General features: G+C 65.2%; 17 protein-coding genes and 1 pseudogene. 7 read left to right on the top strand and 11 right to left on the bottom strand.

Annotation, left to right across the window (positions count from 1 at the left end):
* Nucleotides 1-129 precede the first annotated feature (129 nt).
* From AC1DNE_RS14900 to AC1DNE_RS14890, 3 genes and pseudogenes are all read left to right on the top strand, one after another.
* Nucleotides 130-1,602, top strand: coding sequence for a DUF2252 domain-containing protein (locus AC1DNE_RS14900; RefSeq protein ID WP_476841114.1), 1,473 nt, complete (start codon nucleotides 130-132; stop codon nucleotides 1,600-1,602).
* A 140-nt stretch (nucleotides 1,603-1,742) separates the two neighbouring features.
* A pseudogene (locus AC1DNE_RS14895) lies at nucleotides 1,743-1,820 on the top strand (IS5/IS1182 family transposase); the annotation flags it as partial.
* Nucleotides 1,821-2,078: 258 nt separating this feature from the next.
* The gene (locus tag AC1DNE_RS14890) at nucleotides 2,079-2,618 is read left to right on the top strand and encodes a hypothetical protein (protein ID WP_441469278.1); all 540 of its coding nucleotides are present in this window, start codon (nucleotides 2,079-2,081) and stop codon (nucleotides 2,616-2,618) included.
* 85 nt (nucleotides 2,619-2,703) lie between these two features.
* On the opposite strand, the gene AC1DNE_RS14885 is transcribed toward AC1DNE_RS14890, so the two are convergent.
* Together AC1DNE_RS14885 and AC1DNE_RS14880 are read right to left on the bottom strand one after the other, a co-directional pair.
* The gene (locus AC1DNE_RS14885; protein WP_441469277.1) at nucleotides 2,704-2,964 is read right to left on the bottom strand and encodes a PsiF family protein; all 261 of its coding nucleotides are present in this window, start codon (nucleotides 2,962-2,964) and stop codon (nucleotides 2,704-2,706) included.
* Between the two features lie 128 nt (nucleotides 2,965-3,092).
* A complete protein-coding gene (locus AC1DNE_RS14880; protein WP_441469276.1) occupies nucleotides 3,093-3,335 on the bottom strand; it encodes a hypothetical protein in 243 nt (80 codons plus the stop codon).
* A gap of 189 nt (nucleotides 3,336-3,524) precedes the next feature.
* Between AC1DNE_RS14880 and AC1DNE_RS14875 the strand changes: the two genes are divergently transcribed.
* Both AC1DNE_RS14875 and AC1DNE_RS14870 read left to right on the top strand, forming a co-directional pair.
* Nucleotides 3,525-3,749 (top strand): hypothetical protein, encoded by a 225-nt coding sequence (locus AC1DNE_RS14875; RefSeq protein WP_441469275.1) that lies wholly within the window; start codon nucleotides 3,525-3,527, stop codon nucleotides 3,747-3,749.
* A 317-nt stretch (nucleotides 3,750-4,066) separates the two neighbouring features.
* A complete protein-coding gene (locus AC1DNE_RS14870; RefSeq protein ID WP_441469274.1) occupies nucleotides 4,067-4,699 on the top strand; it encodes an HAD hydrolase-like protein in 633 nt (210 codons plus the stop codon).
* 203 nt (nucleotides 4,700-4,902) lie between these two features.
* Here AC1DNE_RS14870 and AC1DNE_RS14865 read toward each other — a convergent pair whose 3' ends face one another.
* Together AC1DNE_RS14865 and AC1DNE_RS14860 are read right to left on the bottom strand one after the other, a co-directional pair.
* Nucleotides 4,903-5,121, bottom strand: coding sequence for a hypothetical protein (locus AC1DNE_RS14865; protein ID WP_441469273.1), 219 nt, complete (start codon nucleotides 5,119-5,121; stop codon nucleotides 4,903-4,905).
* On the bottom strand, nucleotides 5,118-5,603 hold the full coding sequence (locus AC1DNE_RS14860) for a DUF6790 family protein (protein ID WP_441469272.1): 486 nt from the start codon (nucleotides 5,601-5,603) through the stop codon (nucleotides 5,118-5,120). Before AC1DNE_RS14860 ends, AC1DNE_RS14865 begins: the two co-directional genes overlap by 4 nt.
* Nucleotides 5,604-5,873: 270 nt before the next feature.
* Here AC1DNE_RS14860 and AC1DNE_RS14855 point away from each other — a divergent pair, with 270 nt between their 5' ends.
* Nucleotides 5,874-6,287 (top strand): DUF411 domain-containing protein, encoded by a 414-nt coding sequence (locus AC1DNE_RS14855; RefSeq protein WP_441469271.1) that lies wholly within the window; start codon nucleotides 5,874-5,876, stop codon nucleotides 6,285-6,287.
* 261 nt (nucleotides 6,288-6,548) lie between these two features.
* Here AC1DNE_RS14855 and AC1DNE_RS14850 read toward each other — a convergent pair whose 3' ends face one another.
* From AC1DNE_RS14850 to hisD, 5 genes are all read right to left on the bottom strand, one after another.
* Complete coding sequence (locus tag AC1DNE_RS14850; RefSeq protein ID WP_441469270.1) at nucleotides 6,549-7,382, bottom strand: ABC transporter permease; 834 nt, start codon at nucleotides 7,380-7,382, stop codon at nucleotides 6,549-6,551.
* Complete coding sequence (locus AC1DNE_RS14845; protein ID WP_476765419.1) at nucleotides 7,379-8,548, bottom strand: ABC transporter permease; 1,170 nt, start codon at nucleotides 8,546-8,548, stop codon at nucleotides 7,379-7,381. Before AC1DNE_RS14845 ends, AC1DNE_RS14850 begins: the two co-directional genes overlap by 4 nt.
* Entirely contained in the window at nucleotides 8,545-9,615 is a 1,071-nt protein-coding gene (locus AC1DNE_RS14840) for an ABC transporter ATP-binding protein (protein ID WP_441469268.1), read from the bottom strand. The genes AC1DNE_RS14845 and AC1DNE_RS14840 overlap by 4 nt, the downstream gene beginning before the upstream one ends.
* A gap of 180 nt (nucleotides 9,616-9,795) precedes the next feature.
* Nucleotides 9,796-10,848, bottom strand: coding sequence for an ABC transporter substrate-binding protein (locus AC1DNE_RS14835; RefSeq protein ID WP_441469267.1), 1,053 nt, complete (start codon nucleotides 10,846-10,848; stop codon nucleotides 9,796-9,798).
* A 125-nt stretch (nucleotides 10,849-10,973) separates the two neighbouring features.
* On the bottom strand, nucleotides 10,974-12,281 hold the full coding sequence (gene hisD / locus AC1DNE_RS14830) for a histidinol dehydrogenase (protein WP_441469266.1): 1,308 nt from the start codon (nucleotides 12,279-12,281) through the stop codon (nucleotides 10,974-10,976).
* 135 nt (nucleotides 12,282-12,416) lie between these two features.
* Between hisD and AC1DNE_RS14825 the strand changes: the two genes are divergently transcribed.
* Nucleotides 12,417-12,962, top strand: coding sequence for a cupin domain-containing protein (locus tag AC1DNE_RS14825; protein ID WP_441469265.1), 546 nt, complete (start codon nucleotides 12,417-12,419; stop codon nucleotides 12,960-12,962).
* 197 nt (nucleotides 12,963-13,159) lie between these two features.
* Here AC1DNE_RS14825 and AC1DNE_RS14820 read toward each other — a convergent pair whose 3' ends face one another.
* Both AC1DNE_RS14820 and argE read right to left on the bottom strand, forming a co-directional pair.
* Complete coding sequence (locus AC1DNE_RS14820) at nucleotides 13,160-14,500, bottom strand: MFS transporter (RefSeq protein ID WP_441469264.1); 1,341 nt, start codon at nucleotides 14,498-14,500, stop codon at nucleotides 13,160-13,162.
* Nucleotides 14,501-14,549: 49 nt separating this feature from the next.
* A complete protein-coding gene (gene argE / locus AC1DNE_RS14815) occupies nucleotides 14,550-15,665 on the bottom strand; it encodes an acetylornithine deacetylase (protein ID WP_441469263.1) in 1,116 nt (371 codons plus the stop codon).
* Nucleotides 15,666-15,668: the final 3 nt, after the last annotated feature.

The following is a 15,668-nucleotide window of genomic DNA, read 5'->3' as shown; positions in this document are numbered from 1 at the left end:
AGCGCGAGGCGTCTCACCTTTCTCCATGGGATGCCGGAATGCGAAGCCGGATCGCGGGATATCGCCGGCAGGGGCGGGCCCGTTGACGAGAAAGCCGTGCGGGCCGAAACGTCAGGATCGAGGTCACCGATGGCACGACATCAACCGACCAAGCCACTCCTCCTGTCCCGTGCCGAGCGCTACGCCGCCGGCAAGGCCCTGCGCAGCAAGGTTCCGCGCGAGAGCCATGCTCAATGGTCGCTTCGCGACGGCGGCGACGCGGTCTCCATTCTCGCCGAGACCGATGGCAGCCGCATTCCGGAGCTTCTGCCCATTCGCTACGAGCGCATGATGCAGAATCCATTCGCCTTTCTGCGCGGTGCGGCGGCGGTGATGGCGGCGGATCTTGCGGATATTCCATCGACCGGTCTGGACGTGCAGGCCTGCGGCGACTGCCATCTCATGAACTTCGGCGTCTTCGCCACCCCGGAGGAGAATATCCTCTTCGACATCAACGACTTCGATGAAACGCTGCCGGGCATCGACTTCTCCGTCGACCTCAAGCGCCTTGCCGCGAGTATCGCCGTAGCGGCGCTCGACGCCGGATTTTCCAAGAAGGCCGCCCGTCTCACTGTCACCGCGACGGTCGCGGCCTACCGCCGCCGGCTGCGCAGGCTTGCCAAGCTCGCTCCGATAGAGGCTTGGCAGGCGCGCACGGAACTCGGGCAGGAACTGGCGCGGATCGATGATCCGGCGCTGCGCCGGCATGTGCAGGGCCTCCTCGCCAAAGCGCGGAACAACCCGCAGCAGGATGACAACTTTCCCCATCTCGAAGCCACCGCCGACGGCTCCTGGCGCATCGAGGATCGGCCGCCCCTGATCTACCATCTTCCCGAGGAACACGACGGCACGCGAACGCTGCAGGCCGACAAGGTCTTCCGTCATTACCGCGAGACCTTGCCGCCGGAGCGCCGCGTGCTGGTTACGCGCTACGGCCTGCGGGACCTTGCCTTCAAGGTCGTCGGTGTCGGCAGCGTCGGTACCTTCTGCGTGGTCGGCCTGTTCATGACAGCGGACGATGAGCCGCTGTTCCTGCAGGTCAAGGAGGCTCAGGCGTCCGTGCTCACGCGGCTGACGAAGGGCAGGAGCCCGGCGCAGCCCCATCAGGGGCAGCGTGTGGTGGAAGGCCAGCGCATGCTGCAGGCGGCGAGTGACGTGTTCCTGGGGTGGGCGGGCGACAGTGCCAGCGGGCGCCAGTTCTACGTCCGGCAACTCAAGAACCGCCGTCTGGGATCGATCGCCGAAGTGGTCGAGGGCCAAGCCCTGACGGCGTACGCAGAATTGTGCGGCCGAACGCTGGCGCGCGCGCATGTCCGCTCCGGCGATGCGGTAGCCATCGCGGGCTACATGGGCGGGTCCGGGATATTCGACGAGGCCGTGGCGTCCTTCGCAATGGCCTATGCGGCGCAGACCACGCAGGACCATGCGGCGCTCGTTGCCGCCAAGGGCTCCGGCAAGACGATGGAGATACCAGCGGTCAAACCTGGACCGAAAGCTTCCGTTTCCGGTCGCGCCGGTCAGCCAACTCGCCATGCGGAGACGCGGGCATCCGGCAGGCACTGACCGAAGGAGCAGCCTCGGCCCGGGCGCGGGCGATCACTTGTTGTCGAGCGCATCGCGGGCGCCGTCCCCTAGGCCGTAAACTCATAGGTCCTTTTGGGTTTTAGGCTGTTGCGTGATTCAAGGCTTCCGATGGCGGCTTGATGACGCGCCGTCGCTACGAACTCGCCGACCACGAATGGTCGATCCTGTCGCCGCTGTTGCCCAACGAGCCGCGCGGGCAGTGGCCCCTTTGCGCCCTTTACCGAACTGGAAGAGTTGAGCGCGGCCAAAAAGGCCAATCGCAGCTAAAGCGCACAGCGCCGACTATGCGGGTCGGGCTTTTGCCGTGGCCATTGTTACGAAATGTGTCGAGGACGGCACCTCCCGGCCAGCGCTCAGCGCGAAACGGCCCCTGCGACGATGCCGCGTCATCCATTTGGCTGACGTCTATCCGAGACGCCCCTGATCAGGTTCAACCTCCTGGCGGGGGCTATCCCATGAGCAGCGGTGTTCCTCCTCAAAAGCTGGTCACTCTCGTTGGCCCCTCAGTGGGGTTGAACGGGGAGGGAGTGCTGTTCCGCACGAGCCTGACCCGGAATCCATACATCCGGAACGGCGCCAGCAACGAGGATATGGTGGGCATGGTGAAGGAGGGCGACAAACACGTCGTCTTCAACTGCCACGGCTTCTCTGCAAAGCCACCCTACAAGGCCTACATCGCGATCGGGCAGATGCTCTTCGAGGACAACGTGGAGGTCTGCTTCCCATGGATGCGGATCAACAGCCTCAGAGTGATCTGGCTTTCTGCCTGCAACATCGGAGGCAGCGGCCTGGGTTTCTGCAAGAAGCTGGCGAAGATCACCGGCTGCTACGTGGTCACGAACACGGGGCCGGCGCTCGATCGCTCACTGAAGCCGAACACGATCGAAGACAACTACGCTGCCATGCCTCAGTACGTGAAACCGGACGGCGGTATGATCAGCCGGGCCGATTTCAAAGCATTGGGCGGAAAGTACGGATTCACGATTCCGGGGTGACTACGGCATTCAGAGCTCGCGGCCGCGAAGTGCTGGCCACAGAGGCGCCACCCAACGTTCAGGATGGCGCCCAGCCGCGTCGAGCTTAGGCCTTCTTGCACTCGTCGCGGAACTGCTTTCGGGCCTTCCCGTGAAGGCCCTTCTGATCCGCTTGATCAGAGCAGGCCTTCGACTTGGCGGTCCTTTGACCGGAGGTTGTCGTAGCCTTTTTGGCCGGCGCTGCGGGCGCAGGGGCCGTCATCGCGGGCTTTGTGTCTGGGGTCATCTGCACGGGTGTTTGCGCAAAGCCGTAACCCGTCATCATCGCGAGCGCGGCAACCGGCAGCAGATAGCGCGAGAGGTTCATGGCATCGTCCGTCATTAACCCGGATGGTCGGTTCCTGGCAGTCGCCGGGTCGGCTGTCGGATGACGAATGATCGCGCGGACTGACTTGAACGGGTACTGAACAGCTCGCCGGCAACGTTTCAGACCCGCTAGCGGGTGCTGCCTTTCGGTCCGACGCGGATCGCGTTGAGTTGCTGCGATGACAGGGTCATATCGATCACCTGTTCCTTTGGCGCTTCAGCAGCCGGCGAGAACTCGGTCCGGAGCACGCCTGGGTCAACAACAGGTTGCCCCGGCAGTTCACACGCAGGCCCAACTCGGTTGGGCTCGGCCGCGGCCAAGGTGGGAAGCGCGGCAACGGCGAAACCTGCGACTATCGCAGCTTTGATCATGGCGCCCTCCTTGGCAGGTTGATGTGGTGGATCAACCCGGCCCTGGAGCACTATGTTCCTGCCCGCCAGGGAGGCTGGCTTCGGAGTTCGACGAGAACTCCGCTATCCCTGTAAGCGTTCTGTAAGCCGGCCTGACTACACCTTGCTCAACGAAACAACGGGCCTAGCCCGATGAGCAGGAGCGCAACGATGAACGCCAACCGAGACAATGTCGCTCTGGACGACGAGACGCTGGACAGCGTGAACGGCGCGGGCCTGAAGGATGCCCTGGGGCGCATCGGAGAGTCGGTGAAGACCGATTTGGACAAGGGTATTGAAATCGGCAGCTACGGCGGAAAGCTCGGCCTCGGCGTCGGCGCCTCTGTCGGAGCGACCATCGGTTTGGTGAAGGGCATCAAGAACGAGATCTTCTGAGGCTATTCCGCCGCGGCTGAAGGTGAGGCCGAACATCGGCCTACCATTTTCAGAGTTCGAAGAGGCCGCTTGCGAGGATCGGCCTCCCCGGAAGGATGGCCGCCAGGCCTCCTCGATCGTTTCGGACCGCTTCGCGCGTCACCGCAAGGCCCGGAGTGCCGATGCGGGCGGGCCCGCCGCATGGTCCGGTGCCGATTTTAAAGTTCGACGCGGCGAGGGGGGGCGACATTCCCGCGCGGCCTCATGGTTGGCTAGCGCGCGGCTGGTTGACCGCTTCGACGGCTCGGGGCAATGACACCTGAAGTTCAGGAGCCATTATGCCTCCCTTTTCGCTCGCCATATTCGATTACGATGGAACACTGGCGGACAGCTTCCCGTGGTTCTGCTCGGTACTCAATCAGACTGCCCGGCGGTTTGGATTTCGCGAGGTCGCAGAGCATGAGATCGAAGAACTTCGGGGGTTAGGTTCGCGAGAAATCGTGGCGCGACTTCAGGTTCCCCTTTGGAGAATGCCTTCGATAGCCGTGCACATGCGCAAGCTGAGCGCAGACAGCCGCGATGAGGTGCGGCTATTTCCCGGCGTCGAGAACATGCTGGCCAGCTTGGCCGCATCCAATATTCAGGTCGCCATAGTGAGCTCGAATGGCGAGGAAGCAATTCGAGAGAAGCTCGGCTCTGCTGCTGTCCACGTTAGCCATTTCAATTGTGGAGCATCCCTCTGGGGCAAGGCCGCCAAATTTCAGGCTGTCATCAAACGCAGCGGGGCCAGCAAGCAAGGTTCCATCGCCGTGGGCGACGAAGTTCGTGACATCGAAGCTGCCCGAAGCGTTGGAATCGCCGCCGGCGCAGTGACTTTCGGCTACAATGCTGCTTCCGCGTTGCGGGCAGCGAAGCCGGACATGACGTTTGATAGCATCGGCGAACTGTCGGCGAGGCTGACGCACGCCTGAGGGATGCGTGGATTGACTGACCGCACGCCCATCGACTCGACTGGGGAGCCGTAGAGCGGGCCGCTGCATTGGTGTCGCAATGTCAGGGCGGCGAGGCTAGGCTCATGGCCTTCCGATTAGACTGATAGCCGGAATTCGCCATCCAATGGCGGCGTAGGTCTGGGCTGCATTATGGCTTGGCCGGTTCCGAAGTTCGAAGAAGCTCACCAGTTTCGCCGCGACAAGGACCGGGCGATGTACCCGAGCCCGAAGCCCATCATGGCAACCGCGAGCCCGGAACAGACCAGTCCAGCCGGCGTGATACGCAACTTGCCCTGCAGCGTGATGTGATTGCCAACGCGCAGGTCGAACACCGATCGGATTTCCTCCGGGTGCGCTGGCGCCGCGTCGAAGATTGCAGGCTCTGCCTTTACATCGGTCATCGGGCGGCCTCACGTGACTGGGCCCTGAAGTAGAGCCAGGGCAGCAGGAAGATGCTCACAATCGTAGAGACTAGCAGCAAGCCGAAATTATTGACTGCCAGGTTGCCGGCGGCGGCATCGTAGACGTGATTGATCGCGACACCGATGAAGAAGACCACTGCGTAGAGAATAATCGCACCTTTGAACTGAACCGGTCGCCAGAAGGCAACGATTGCGGTGATCCCCATGGCGATGTCGGCAATGCCAATCTCGGTCTCGAACGGGCTGGGGCTCCACCCGATCGACTTCGAGGCGATTGCCGGGAAGAAGACGTGAAATATCCCGGACCAGATGCTGCCAATGCCCAGGAAAAGCAGAAGCAGCCAATCCAGCAGCCGCTCCTCGTACGGTGCCGGTCTCTTGGAGACGGCGGCCGCGACGAATGCCGCTGGGAACATCAGCACCGTCAGATTGCCAAGCACGAACCGGATCAGCGTTTCCATAGTGCCCCCCGCGCATTTTGCCGGAGCTTAGACGCTGCGTGAGCGGAAACCCACTGATCGGGAAGCCGAATAGCGAGAATACCGGGCCGGCGTCCTCTCGGTCCGCGATATCGCCAACGGCGCCGGCATCTCCACTGTCGCCGTCATCAAGCGCGCGAAGCGTTGCGGTTGGACCCAGGACATCGCCCGCAGGGTCAAGGAAGAGAGCGCCAAGCGGCTGGTTACCGCTGCGGTTACCAGTTCGGTTGTCTGCGATCAGGCAAGGCTCCGATGTTCGGCTCGTCGCTGACCAGTCAGGTCAAGGGCATCGAGGGCATCCTCGACGGCCTCGGGGACGCCGGCGATGGCCGCGACAAGACGCTGGCCTATGGCCTCGCGACGGCGCGGCGGGTGGTTTGTGCCAGCATGGTCCCGGTGCGCGAGCGCTTCGAGCAGACTGACGAGGAGGCTCGCGCCTGCGTCGCGAAGCACTATCCGAATAAGGGCTGCAGCAAGCCGGCTGAGGCGATCAAGCGCCTGCTGGTCGAGCGCCCCAAGGCGACGGGCCTCGTCGTCGCAGGCATGCCCATCAGCTCGCCCGGTATGGAGGTGCGTGGACAGGCGCCCGATACCCACGAGGTCATCATCTTCTCGGCGGGCAGACAGAGCGTCTTCGGGCGCTGCCGGGGGCTCGCACAGATCTGAACCGAGCAATCAATCCTCCTTCCCCACTTGCACGATGGATCTCCAGCGTCTCGACGGAACGCCAAGCGAGCGGAAGCGCGCGATTCTACAAACGAAAGATGCCCGGCCGGGGACCGGGCATTGATCCACCTCCGTTGAGTTGGATCGATTTTCGGTCATGCGGACACGGGAGCTCTGGAAGTCTGCTTTCGAGCGGGGCCCAGATCCCGCTATTGCGCAGACCAGTACCGAAGCGACAGATGGCTTCTAATGATGCCCGAGCTAGCCGATCTCGATCCTCTGCCTCTTGCGCAAAGCCTGGTACAGCGAAGCGCCCTTGACGGTCAGGAGCAGCACGAACGTCAGGATCATGATGATGAAGGCCGCTGCTGCGATTGCAGGGCTGATGTTCTCACGCAAAGACGAAAACATCTGGCGGGCGAGCGTCGTCTGGTTGGGGCCGGCGACGAAGAGCGTGATCACCACCTCGTCGAGCGAGGTGGCGAAGGCGAAGACCGCGCCGGTCAAAATGCCCGGCATGGCCAGCGGCAGCGTCACGCTCTGGAAGACCTTGACCGGCGAGGCTCCGAGACTGGACGCGGCACGCTCCAGCGCCGGATCGATGCTGGCGAGCGAACTCGCGACGTTGACGAGCACGAAGGGCACGCACAGCACGGCATGCGCAATGATGACGCCGAGATAACTCGAGGCCAGCCCCATGCGGGCGTAGAGGATCTGCATGCCGACGCCGAGCACGACCGCCGGCACCACCATCGGCAACAGGAACACAGAACGCAGCAGCCCGGAGAACGGCACGAGTTCGCGCCTGAGGCCCAGCGCCGCCAGCGTCCCGACCACTGTGGCGACGATGGTCGCGCCCGTGCCGATGATCAGCGAATTGACGATCGCACGCGTCCAGGCCTGGCTTTCCGCGAGCGCGCCGAACCAGCGCATCGAAGGTCCGCTGATCGGGTAGACGAGGAAGACGCTGTCGGTGAAGGCGAGCGGCAGGATCGCGACGAGCGGCAGTAGCAGGAAGGCGACGGCCAGTGCCGCGAAGGCGAGCCGCAGCGCGTTGAAGGCGGCGCCGCCGGGGCGGACCGAAACGCCGCTCATGTCTGCACCAGCGGCGTGCGCGAGAGCCGGCTGTATGCGATGTAGAGTACCATCGTGGGCACCAGCAGGAACAGGCCGAGCGCGCCCGCCATGCCCCAGTTCGCCGTTCCGGTGGCGTAGAAGGCGATGACCGAGCTGATCATCTGGTCGCCGGCTCCACCGGTGAGCGCCGGCGTGATGTAGTAGCCGAGCGCCACCATGAAAACGAGCAGCGAGCCCGAGAGCAGTCCGGGCATGGCGAGCGGCAGCAGGACGTACCGGAAGGCCTGCAATGGCGCGGCGCCCAGAGCCGCAGCGGCTGGCATCAGGTTGCGCGGGATCGCGATCAGGCTGGCATAGATCGGCAGCACCATCAGCGGCAGCAGTACATGCGTCATGGCGATCAGCACGCCGGTGCGGTTGTAGATGAGCGAAAGCGGCGAATCGATCAGCCCGATCGCGCGCAGCGTCTGGTTGATGAGCCCGTTGTCCTGCAACAGGATCAGCCAGGCGGCGGTGCGCACCAGCAGCGATGTCCATAGCGGCAGCAGCACGGCGATTAGCAGCGCATTGCGCTTCCAGCCGCTGACGCTCGCCGCCAGCATCGCGAAAGGCAAGCCGATCGCTGCGCAGAGGAGCGTGACCTGCGCTGCAATGATGAAGGTGCGCAGCATGATCGCGCGGTTGACGGCGAAGTCGGCTTCCACGGGCTCGATCCGCGCGTCGTCATTGCGCTTGAGGTCGACCGCCGCCAGCAGATTGGCGTCCGTATAGGCCGGCATGCTGCGCTTCAGCGCCAGCCAGTAGGCTTGGTCGCTCCAGCGCGGATCGACGGCGGCGAGATCGACCACGTCGGCCTCACCGGCCTCCCGCACGGCGCGCGCCGTGCGGGGCAGCAGCGTGCGGAAGCCGGCCTGTTGGCTGTTGAGCGTGCGCACCGCATCGCCGAAGCGCTCCTGCGGCGTATCGGCCCGCAGATCCCGGATGAGCGCCGCCTGCAACGGCGCGGACGGCGGGCTGTTGCCATCCCAGCTCGTGATCGCGGTCGCCGTCTGCGGAAAGGCGAGGCGCACCGTGCCGCCCTGCACCGCGGTCGAAATCATCATCCACAGCGGCCAGAGAAAGAACAGGCCGAGGAAGACCACCATCGGCGTCACGAGGAGGAAGGCTTTGAGGCGTGCGCTCATGGCGCCACCAGCGAGCAGTCGCCGGGCGCGAAGCTGGCGAAGGCCTTGCTGCCGATCGGCGGTGCCGCATCGCGGCGCCCGGCCCTGGCGACGAGGCGGTTCTCGCCGTAGGCGAGGTGCAGGCGGATGTGATCGCCATGATAGACATGGTCCTCGATGGTCACCGGCAATGCGTTCGCCGCAGCATCCGGCACGAGATGCAGCATTTCAGGACGAACCGAGACCATGACGTCATGGCCGGCTTCGAAAGCTCCGGCCCTGTCGCAGGTCACGCTCCCGCCGGCCGCGAGCGCGACCGTCCCGGCTTCGCCCTGACGCTGGGACACTCGTCCCGCAAGCAGATTGGTCTCGCCGATGAACTCGGCGACGAAGCGTGTGCGCGGCCTGTCGTAGAGGCCCGAGGGCGTATCGAACTGCTCGATCTTGCCGCGGTTCAGCACGGCGACACGATCGGACATGGTCAGCGCCTCGCCCTGATCATGCGTGACGAAGATCACCGTCAGACCGAGGTCGCGATGCAGGGCGCGGATCTCGAGCTGCATATGCTCGCGCAATTGCTTGTCGAGGGCGCTCAGCGGCTCGTCCATCAGCACGACCTTGGGCTCGTAGACGAGGGCGCGGGAGAGCGCGATGCGCTGCTGCTGGCCGCCGGAGAGCTGCGAAGGCTTGCGGTCGGCGAGATGGCCGAGGCGCACGAGGTCGAGCGCGCGCTTCACCCGCGTCTCGCGTTCCGCCCGGGCGACGCCGCGCATCTTGAGCGGAAAGCCGACATTCTCGGCGATCGTCATATGGGGGAAGAGAGCGTAGTTCTGGAAGACCACGCCCATCTCGCGCTTGTGCGGCGGCAGATGCTCGACGCGCCGCCCGTCGACATGGATGCTCCCGCCGGACGGCGTCTCGAAGCCGGCAAGCATCATCAGGAGGGTCGTCTTGCCCGAGCCCGAAGGGCCGAGGAGGCTGACGAACTCTCCCCGCGCGACATGGAAGTCGAGCGAGTCGACCACGGTTACCGCGCCGAATACCTTGCTGATGGCCGCGAAATGAATGAACGGATCCGGAGCTCGCAAAGATCAATCTTCCCGTGACGAATAAGGCGCTGCCGTTGCGGCCGCGGCGAGGAACGTGAGGGAATGGCCGCGCCACGCCGGCCGGCCGGAACGGCCCCGGGCACGCTCTGGCGCACCCGGGGCTTCGCTGCATGAAGACCTGCGAACCGAAAGCGGCAGGTTGCCGCCCTCGTCGCCGAGCTATTTGCCGACCCAGGCGTTGAAACGCTTGGTCAGGTCCTCGATGTTGTCGTTCCAGTAATCGACGTCGATCGCGATCGCGTTCTCGAGATTCTGCGGCGCGGTCGGCAGATCCACGGCGAGATCGGCCGGAACGGCTGTGGCGGCGGCCTTGTTGGGCAGGCCGTAGGCGATGTCCTGCGGCAGCTTCGACTGGTTCTCCGGCAGGCTGGCGAAAGCGATGAAGTCCATCGCCTGGTCCTTGTTGGGGCTGCCCTTCAGGATCACCCAGCTGTCGACTGCGTAGATGCTGCCTGGCCAGACGGTCTTGAACTTGGTGCCCTCGGTCTTGTTGATGCCGCTGATGCGGCCGTTATAGGCTGAGGTCATCACGACCTGTCCGGATTTCAGCAGTTGCAGCGGCTGCGCGCCCGATTCCCACCAGACGATGTCGGACTTGATCTCGTCGAGCTTCTTGAAGGCGCGATCGACGCCCCCCTTCTCGCGCAGCACCTTGTACACGTCCTTCGGCGCGACGCCGTCGGCGATCAGCGCGAATTCGAGCGCGTATTTCGGCCCCCGGCGAAGGGCGCGCTTGCCCGGAAACTTCTTGGTGTCCCAGAAATCGGCCCAGGAGGTCGGCGCCGTCTTCAGCTTCTCGGAATCGTAGGAGAGCAGCGTCGACCAGACGATCGCCCCGACGCCGCAGTCGCTCACCGCGCTCGGCAGGAACTTGTCCTTGCCGCCGAGCTTGTTCCAGTCGAGCTTTTCGTAAAGGCCGTCGGCGCAGCCGATGGCAAGCTCGTCGGCCTCGACCTGTACCGCGTCCCAGTTCGGCGTTCCCGCTTTCACCTTCGCCTGGACGACGCCGACGCCCCCGTCCCAGGATTCGTCGAGGACCGGCTTGCCGGTCTTGTCCGCGAAGGGCTTGAAGTAAATCTTGCGCTGCGCGTCCTGGTAGTTGCCGCCCCAGGATACGACGGTCAGGTCACGGGCGGATGCCGCGCCGAGACCGGCAATGACGAGCCCCGCCGCGAGCGCGGTGTTGCCGAGTATGGACTTCAGAAACGTCATGGATTGTCTCCCTGCTTCTGCTGCAGCGATCCGTTCCGCCCCTCGCGGACAGGATCGGTGTTGCCCTCATTGGAACCCCCTTTTTCGTGGTGCGATAGAGGGTTTCCGGAAAATCTTGTCGCCGGTCAGGCTCCGATCTCGCTCAGCAACTGCGCCGGGGCGAGCCGCAGCGCCGCTGCCCGCCTGTGTCCTTCCAGGCCCTCGCTCGCACTCTGGCGCATGGCCGGCGGAGCGACGGCCGCGACGCCGCGCTCGTCGAGCCATTGATGCGTGCAGGTCTTGAGATAGGAGCCGACCCAGAGGCCGCCGGTGTAGCGCCCGGCCGCCATGGTGGGCAGTGTGTGGTTCGTGCCGCAGCATTTGTCGGAATAGACCACGCTGGCGGCGACCCCGACGAAGATCGAGCCGTAATTGCGCAGCTTCGCGGCCGTCGCCTGCGCATCGCGCGTGTGCACTTCCAGGTGCTCGGCGGCGATATGGTCCGAGTAGGCCAGCATCGTCGCCTGGTCAGCGCAGACGACGATCTCGCCATAGTCGCGCCAGGCGGCGGCGGCCACCGGCGCGGTCGAGAGATTACCGAGCTGGCGCTCGATCTCGACTAGGACCTTCTCGGCCAGAGCGCGATCGGTGGTGATGAGGCCGACACGGGTACGAACGTCATGCTCGGCTTGCGCCAGCAGATCGACTGCGATCGTCACGGCATCGCCGGTTTCATCCGCGACGATAAAGATCTCGCTCGGTCCGGCCAACTGGTCGATCCCGACCTGGCCGAAGACCTGCCGCTTGGCCTCGTTCACATAGGCGTTTCCGGGCCCGACGATCTTGTCGACGGCCGGAATGCTCTCCGTGCCGAACGCCATCGCCGCGATCGCCTGGGCGCCGCCGATACGGAAAATCCGATCCGCCCCTGAGAGGTGACAGCCCGCGACCATTGCGGGATGGGCTCCGGGCGGCAGGCAGGCGATAACCTCGTCGCAGCCGGCGACTTTGGCCGGCACGATCGTCATGATCGGCGCCGACAGTAGCGGGTAACGCCCACCCGGCACATAGGCGCCGATGCGAGCGATCGGGATGATGCGGTGGCCCAGATGCAGCCCCGGCAGCGCTTCGATGTCGAGGGGCAGCAGGGTCCGGCGCTGCGCCTCGGCGAAGCTCCGCACCCGTTCGATCGCGAATTCGGTATCGGCGCGGGTCTGCTTCTCCAGTCCATCGAGCGCAGCGGCGCGCTCCGCCGGCGTGACCTCGAACGCCTCGATATCGACCTTGTCGAACTCGCGCGAATAGCGGCGCAAGGCGGCGTCGCCATCACGCCGCACTGCCTCCAGAACGGCTTTCACGGTTGTCTCGACGGGGGTGTTGTCGCTCCAGGCGCTGCGCTGGGGTGCCTTGATGCGCGTTATCCGGCGTTCCAGGGCGGGATCTGACTTGGACATGCAGCGTGTTCCGGTGAGCAGGAGAGAGCTGCAAGCTTCAGCGGCACGCGACGACAAGGCAAGGAGGGCCGGCGGGCCTGTTGAAGATCCTCACCAATTGCGCTCACATGCAGGGCTTGGTGAAGGAGGCCTTCCATGAAAATCGGCGACCGTTTGAGGGAGCTTCGCCAGCGCCGCAAGCTCAGCGTCCGCGCCGTCGCCTTGCGCTCAGGTGTTTCCCACTCGTCCATCTCCCTGATCGAGCGGGATCTGATCAGTCCCTCGCTCGATACGCTGCATGCCGTGCTGGACGCGCTCGGAACGACCATGTCCGGCTTCTTTCTGGATTTTCATGCCGTTTCTCCGCCAAATCCTTTCTGCCGAGCTGCGGAGATGGCCGAAATCGGCCGCGCCGACGCCATCTCCTACCGCGTCATCGGAACCGGATTTCCCAACCGCTCGATGCTGATGCTGCACGAGACCTACGCTCCGGGGGCCGATACGGGCGAGGCCTTCTCCCATTCGGCTCAGGAAGGTGGCCTCGTTATCCGCGGCGCGGTCGAGGTCACGGTCGCGGGCCGAACGTCGATCTTGCAGACCGGTGATGGTTATTATTTCGACAGCCGGGAGCCGCACCGATTCCGCAATGCCGCGAATGAGCCGAGCGAGATCGTGAGCGCCATCACGCCTCCGACATACTAGCGGCCCTGACGAGGATAACCGCGTTGGATATGCCCGCTCTCGGGCCAAAGCGCGGTGTCTGGTTGTGCGCCCTACCGAATCCAACATGACAAGTAAGTCCCGTTGCCACATGGTTTGGCTTCCGTCCGCAATCTTGTTGCGATTTGCCGCCGAGCTCCCGGATCTGCCGCCCGTCGGATTGGTCGCGCGATCCCCAATTAGCGGCCGAATGACGCCTTCAGCAGGTTTCTGCCCATCAGCAAGGCGCTCAGGCTAATAGCTGCGGCCAGCATCACATACCAGGCCGGCGCGAGGGCGCTTCCCGTCTGGGCGATCAGCCAGGTGGTGATGAACGGCGCGAACCCGCCGAAAACGGTGACTGCGAGATTGTAGGCGATGGACAGGCCGGTCGAGCGCATGGCGGGCGGGTAGAGCTCGGCCATCGCCGCCGGCGCGGGGCCACTGAAGCCGGCGATCAGCACGGCGAACACGATCTGCGCGAGCATGAGGTTGAACGCACTGGGCTGCCCCGTCAGCCAGAAGAGCACCGGCCAGCTCAGCAGGAAGAGCCCGACCACTGAAGCCAGCATGATCGGACGCCGGCCTACCCTGTCGGACCAGGCGCCGAAGACGGGTGCCAGCACCACGATCAGGACGAGCCCGACGCTGTTGGCGAGAAGGCTCGCGCTCTGCGGCACGCCGAGCTGGCGCACCGCATAGGTCGGCATGGTGACCAGGAAGAAATAGGTGCAGACCGTCCAGGCGATGGTGATGCCGAAGCCGGTGATCACGGCGGCACGATGCTGGCCGAGCGTGTCGCGCAGCGGCGAGAAGTCGGACTCGGGCCGCGCGGCGCGCTCGCGCAGGATGGCCTTGAAGGCCTCGGTCTCGTCGACGCGCGAGCGGATGTAGAGACCGACCGGCGCGATCAAGAGCCCGATCAGGAACGGCACGCGCCAGCCCCACGCCTCAAGCTCAGCCGGCGGCAGCAAGCCGGTGAGCAGCGCGCCGGTCAGCGAGCCCAGCAGCAGAGCCCCGGCCTGGCTTGCCTGCTGCCAGCTCGCATAGAGCCCGCGGCGTTTGGGAGGAGCATGCTCGACCAGGAAGGCTGTGGCGCCGCCGATCTCGCCGCCGGCGGAGAAGCCCTGGATCAGCCGCGCGAGCACGATGATCGCCGGCGCCCAGGCGCCGGCCGTCGCGTAGGTCGGCGCGAAGCCGATCATGGCGGTGCCGAGCGCCATCAGCAGGATCGTCAGCGAGAGCGCCGCCTTGCGGCCGCGCCGGTCGGCGAGCGTCCCGAGCACGAGCGCCCCGACCGGACGCATCACGAAGCCGACGCCGAAGGTGGCGACGGTCAGCAAAAGCGAGACCGTGGCGTCACCCGCGGGAAAGAAGAGCTTGGCGAGCGTCAGCGCGAAGAAGCCGTAGACGGCGAAGTCGTACCATTCCAGCGTGTTACCGACGACGGCTGCAATCACCGCCCGTCGGCTCGAAATCGTGTCGGCCGTCCTCCCGGCCTTGGATTCGGAAATGGCATGCGTGGCGGCGAGTTCTGTCATGGTGATCCCCTCTTTGAAAACATGCCCCTGGCGTCGAGGCCCCGGGCTTTCAGGCGTGCTGGCGTCGGGCCCAGCCGGTGAGACGGGCGAGAAAGGCGTCGGCGGCATCGAGCTCGGCGCGCGCGATCCATTCGTCGGGCTGGTGAGCCTGCCCGATAGAGCCCGGCCCGCAGACGACGGCGGGAATGCCCGCCCCCTGGAAGAAGCCGGCCTCCGTGCCGAAAGCCATCGGGAAGGGCGGAGCGATGCCGCCGAGCGCAGCCACGACGGCGAGCGCACCTTCGTCGCCTCCCGCGCATAGCGGCGGGACATGGATGTCCCGCCGCATCGACAGGCGGACATCGTCCGGCATCGCGCGCGCGAGATAGGAGCGGGCGAGCGCCTCGATCTCGGCGGCGTCGCTGGCCGTTACCGGCCTGAATTCCCAGAGCACCTCGCAAAGGGACGGTACGATATTGATCGCGGTTCCGCCCTCGATCTGGCCGATATTGACCGTGGTCGCGTCGGCTCCCACGCCCGTGCGGTGCCCGATGGTCTTCAGGAAGCCGACGAAATCGGCAGCCGGATAGATCGCGCTCGCGCCGGCGCCGGGGTCGCTCGAATGCGCGGCCTTGCCCTCGAAGCGGGTGCGAAAGCCGAGGAAGCCGCGATGGCTGTCGCCGATCCGCATGCCGGTCGGCTCGCCGATGATCGCAAGCTCCGGCTTCTCCTCATGGGCCAGCAGGTCGTCGATGAGGCGGGGAACCCCGAGGCAGCCGACCTCCTCGTCATAGGACAGCGCGAGATGGACCGGCCGGGCGAGACCGGCGCCGGCAAAGCCCTCGGCCGCCGAAAGACAGGCCGCGACGAAGCCCTTCATGTCGACGGCGCCGCGGCCATGCAGCTTGCCGTCGCGCTCGGCCAGACGAAACGGGTCGGAGGTCCAGTCCTGGTCGGCGACCGGAACGACGTCGGTGTGCCCCGACAGGACGACGCCGCCCGGCGCCCGCGGCCCGAAGCTGGCGAGGAGGTTCGCCTTGGCGCCAGCGTCGTCATAGCTCAACCGGATGCGGGCACCGAGGCTGTCGAGCCGGTCGGCCACACGGCCGATGAGAGCCAGGTTCGAGCGGCTCGACGTGGTGTCGAAGCCGACCAGTTCCTCGAGCAGGGAGACCGTCGCGCTCATCGC

It is taken from the genome of Allobosea sp. 05L423 (genome assembly GCF_056397745.1).
The sequence above is the reverse complement of the archived record's forward strand: the minus strand, read 5'-3'. Positions and strand labels throughout refer to the sequence as shown.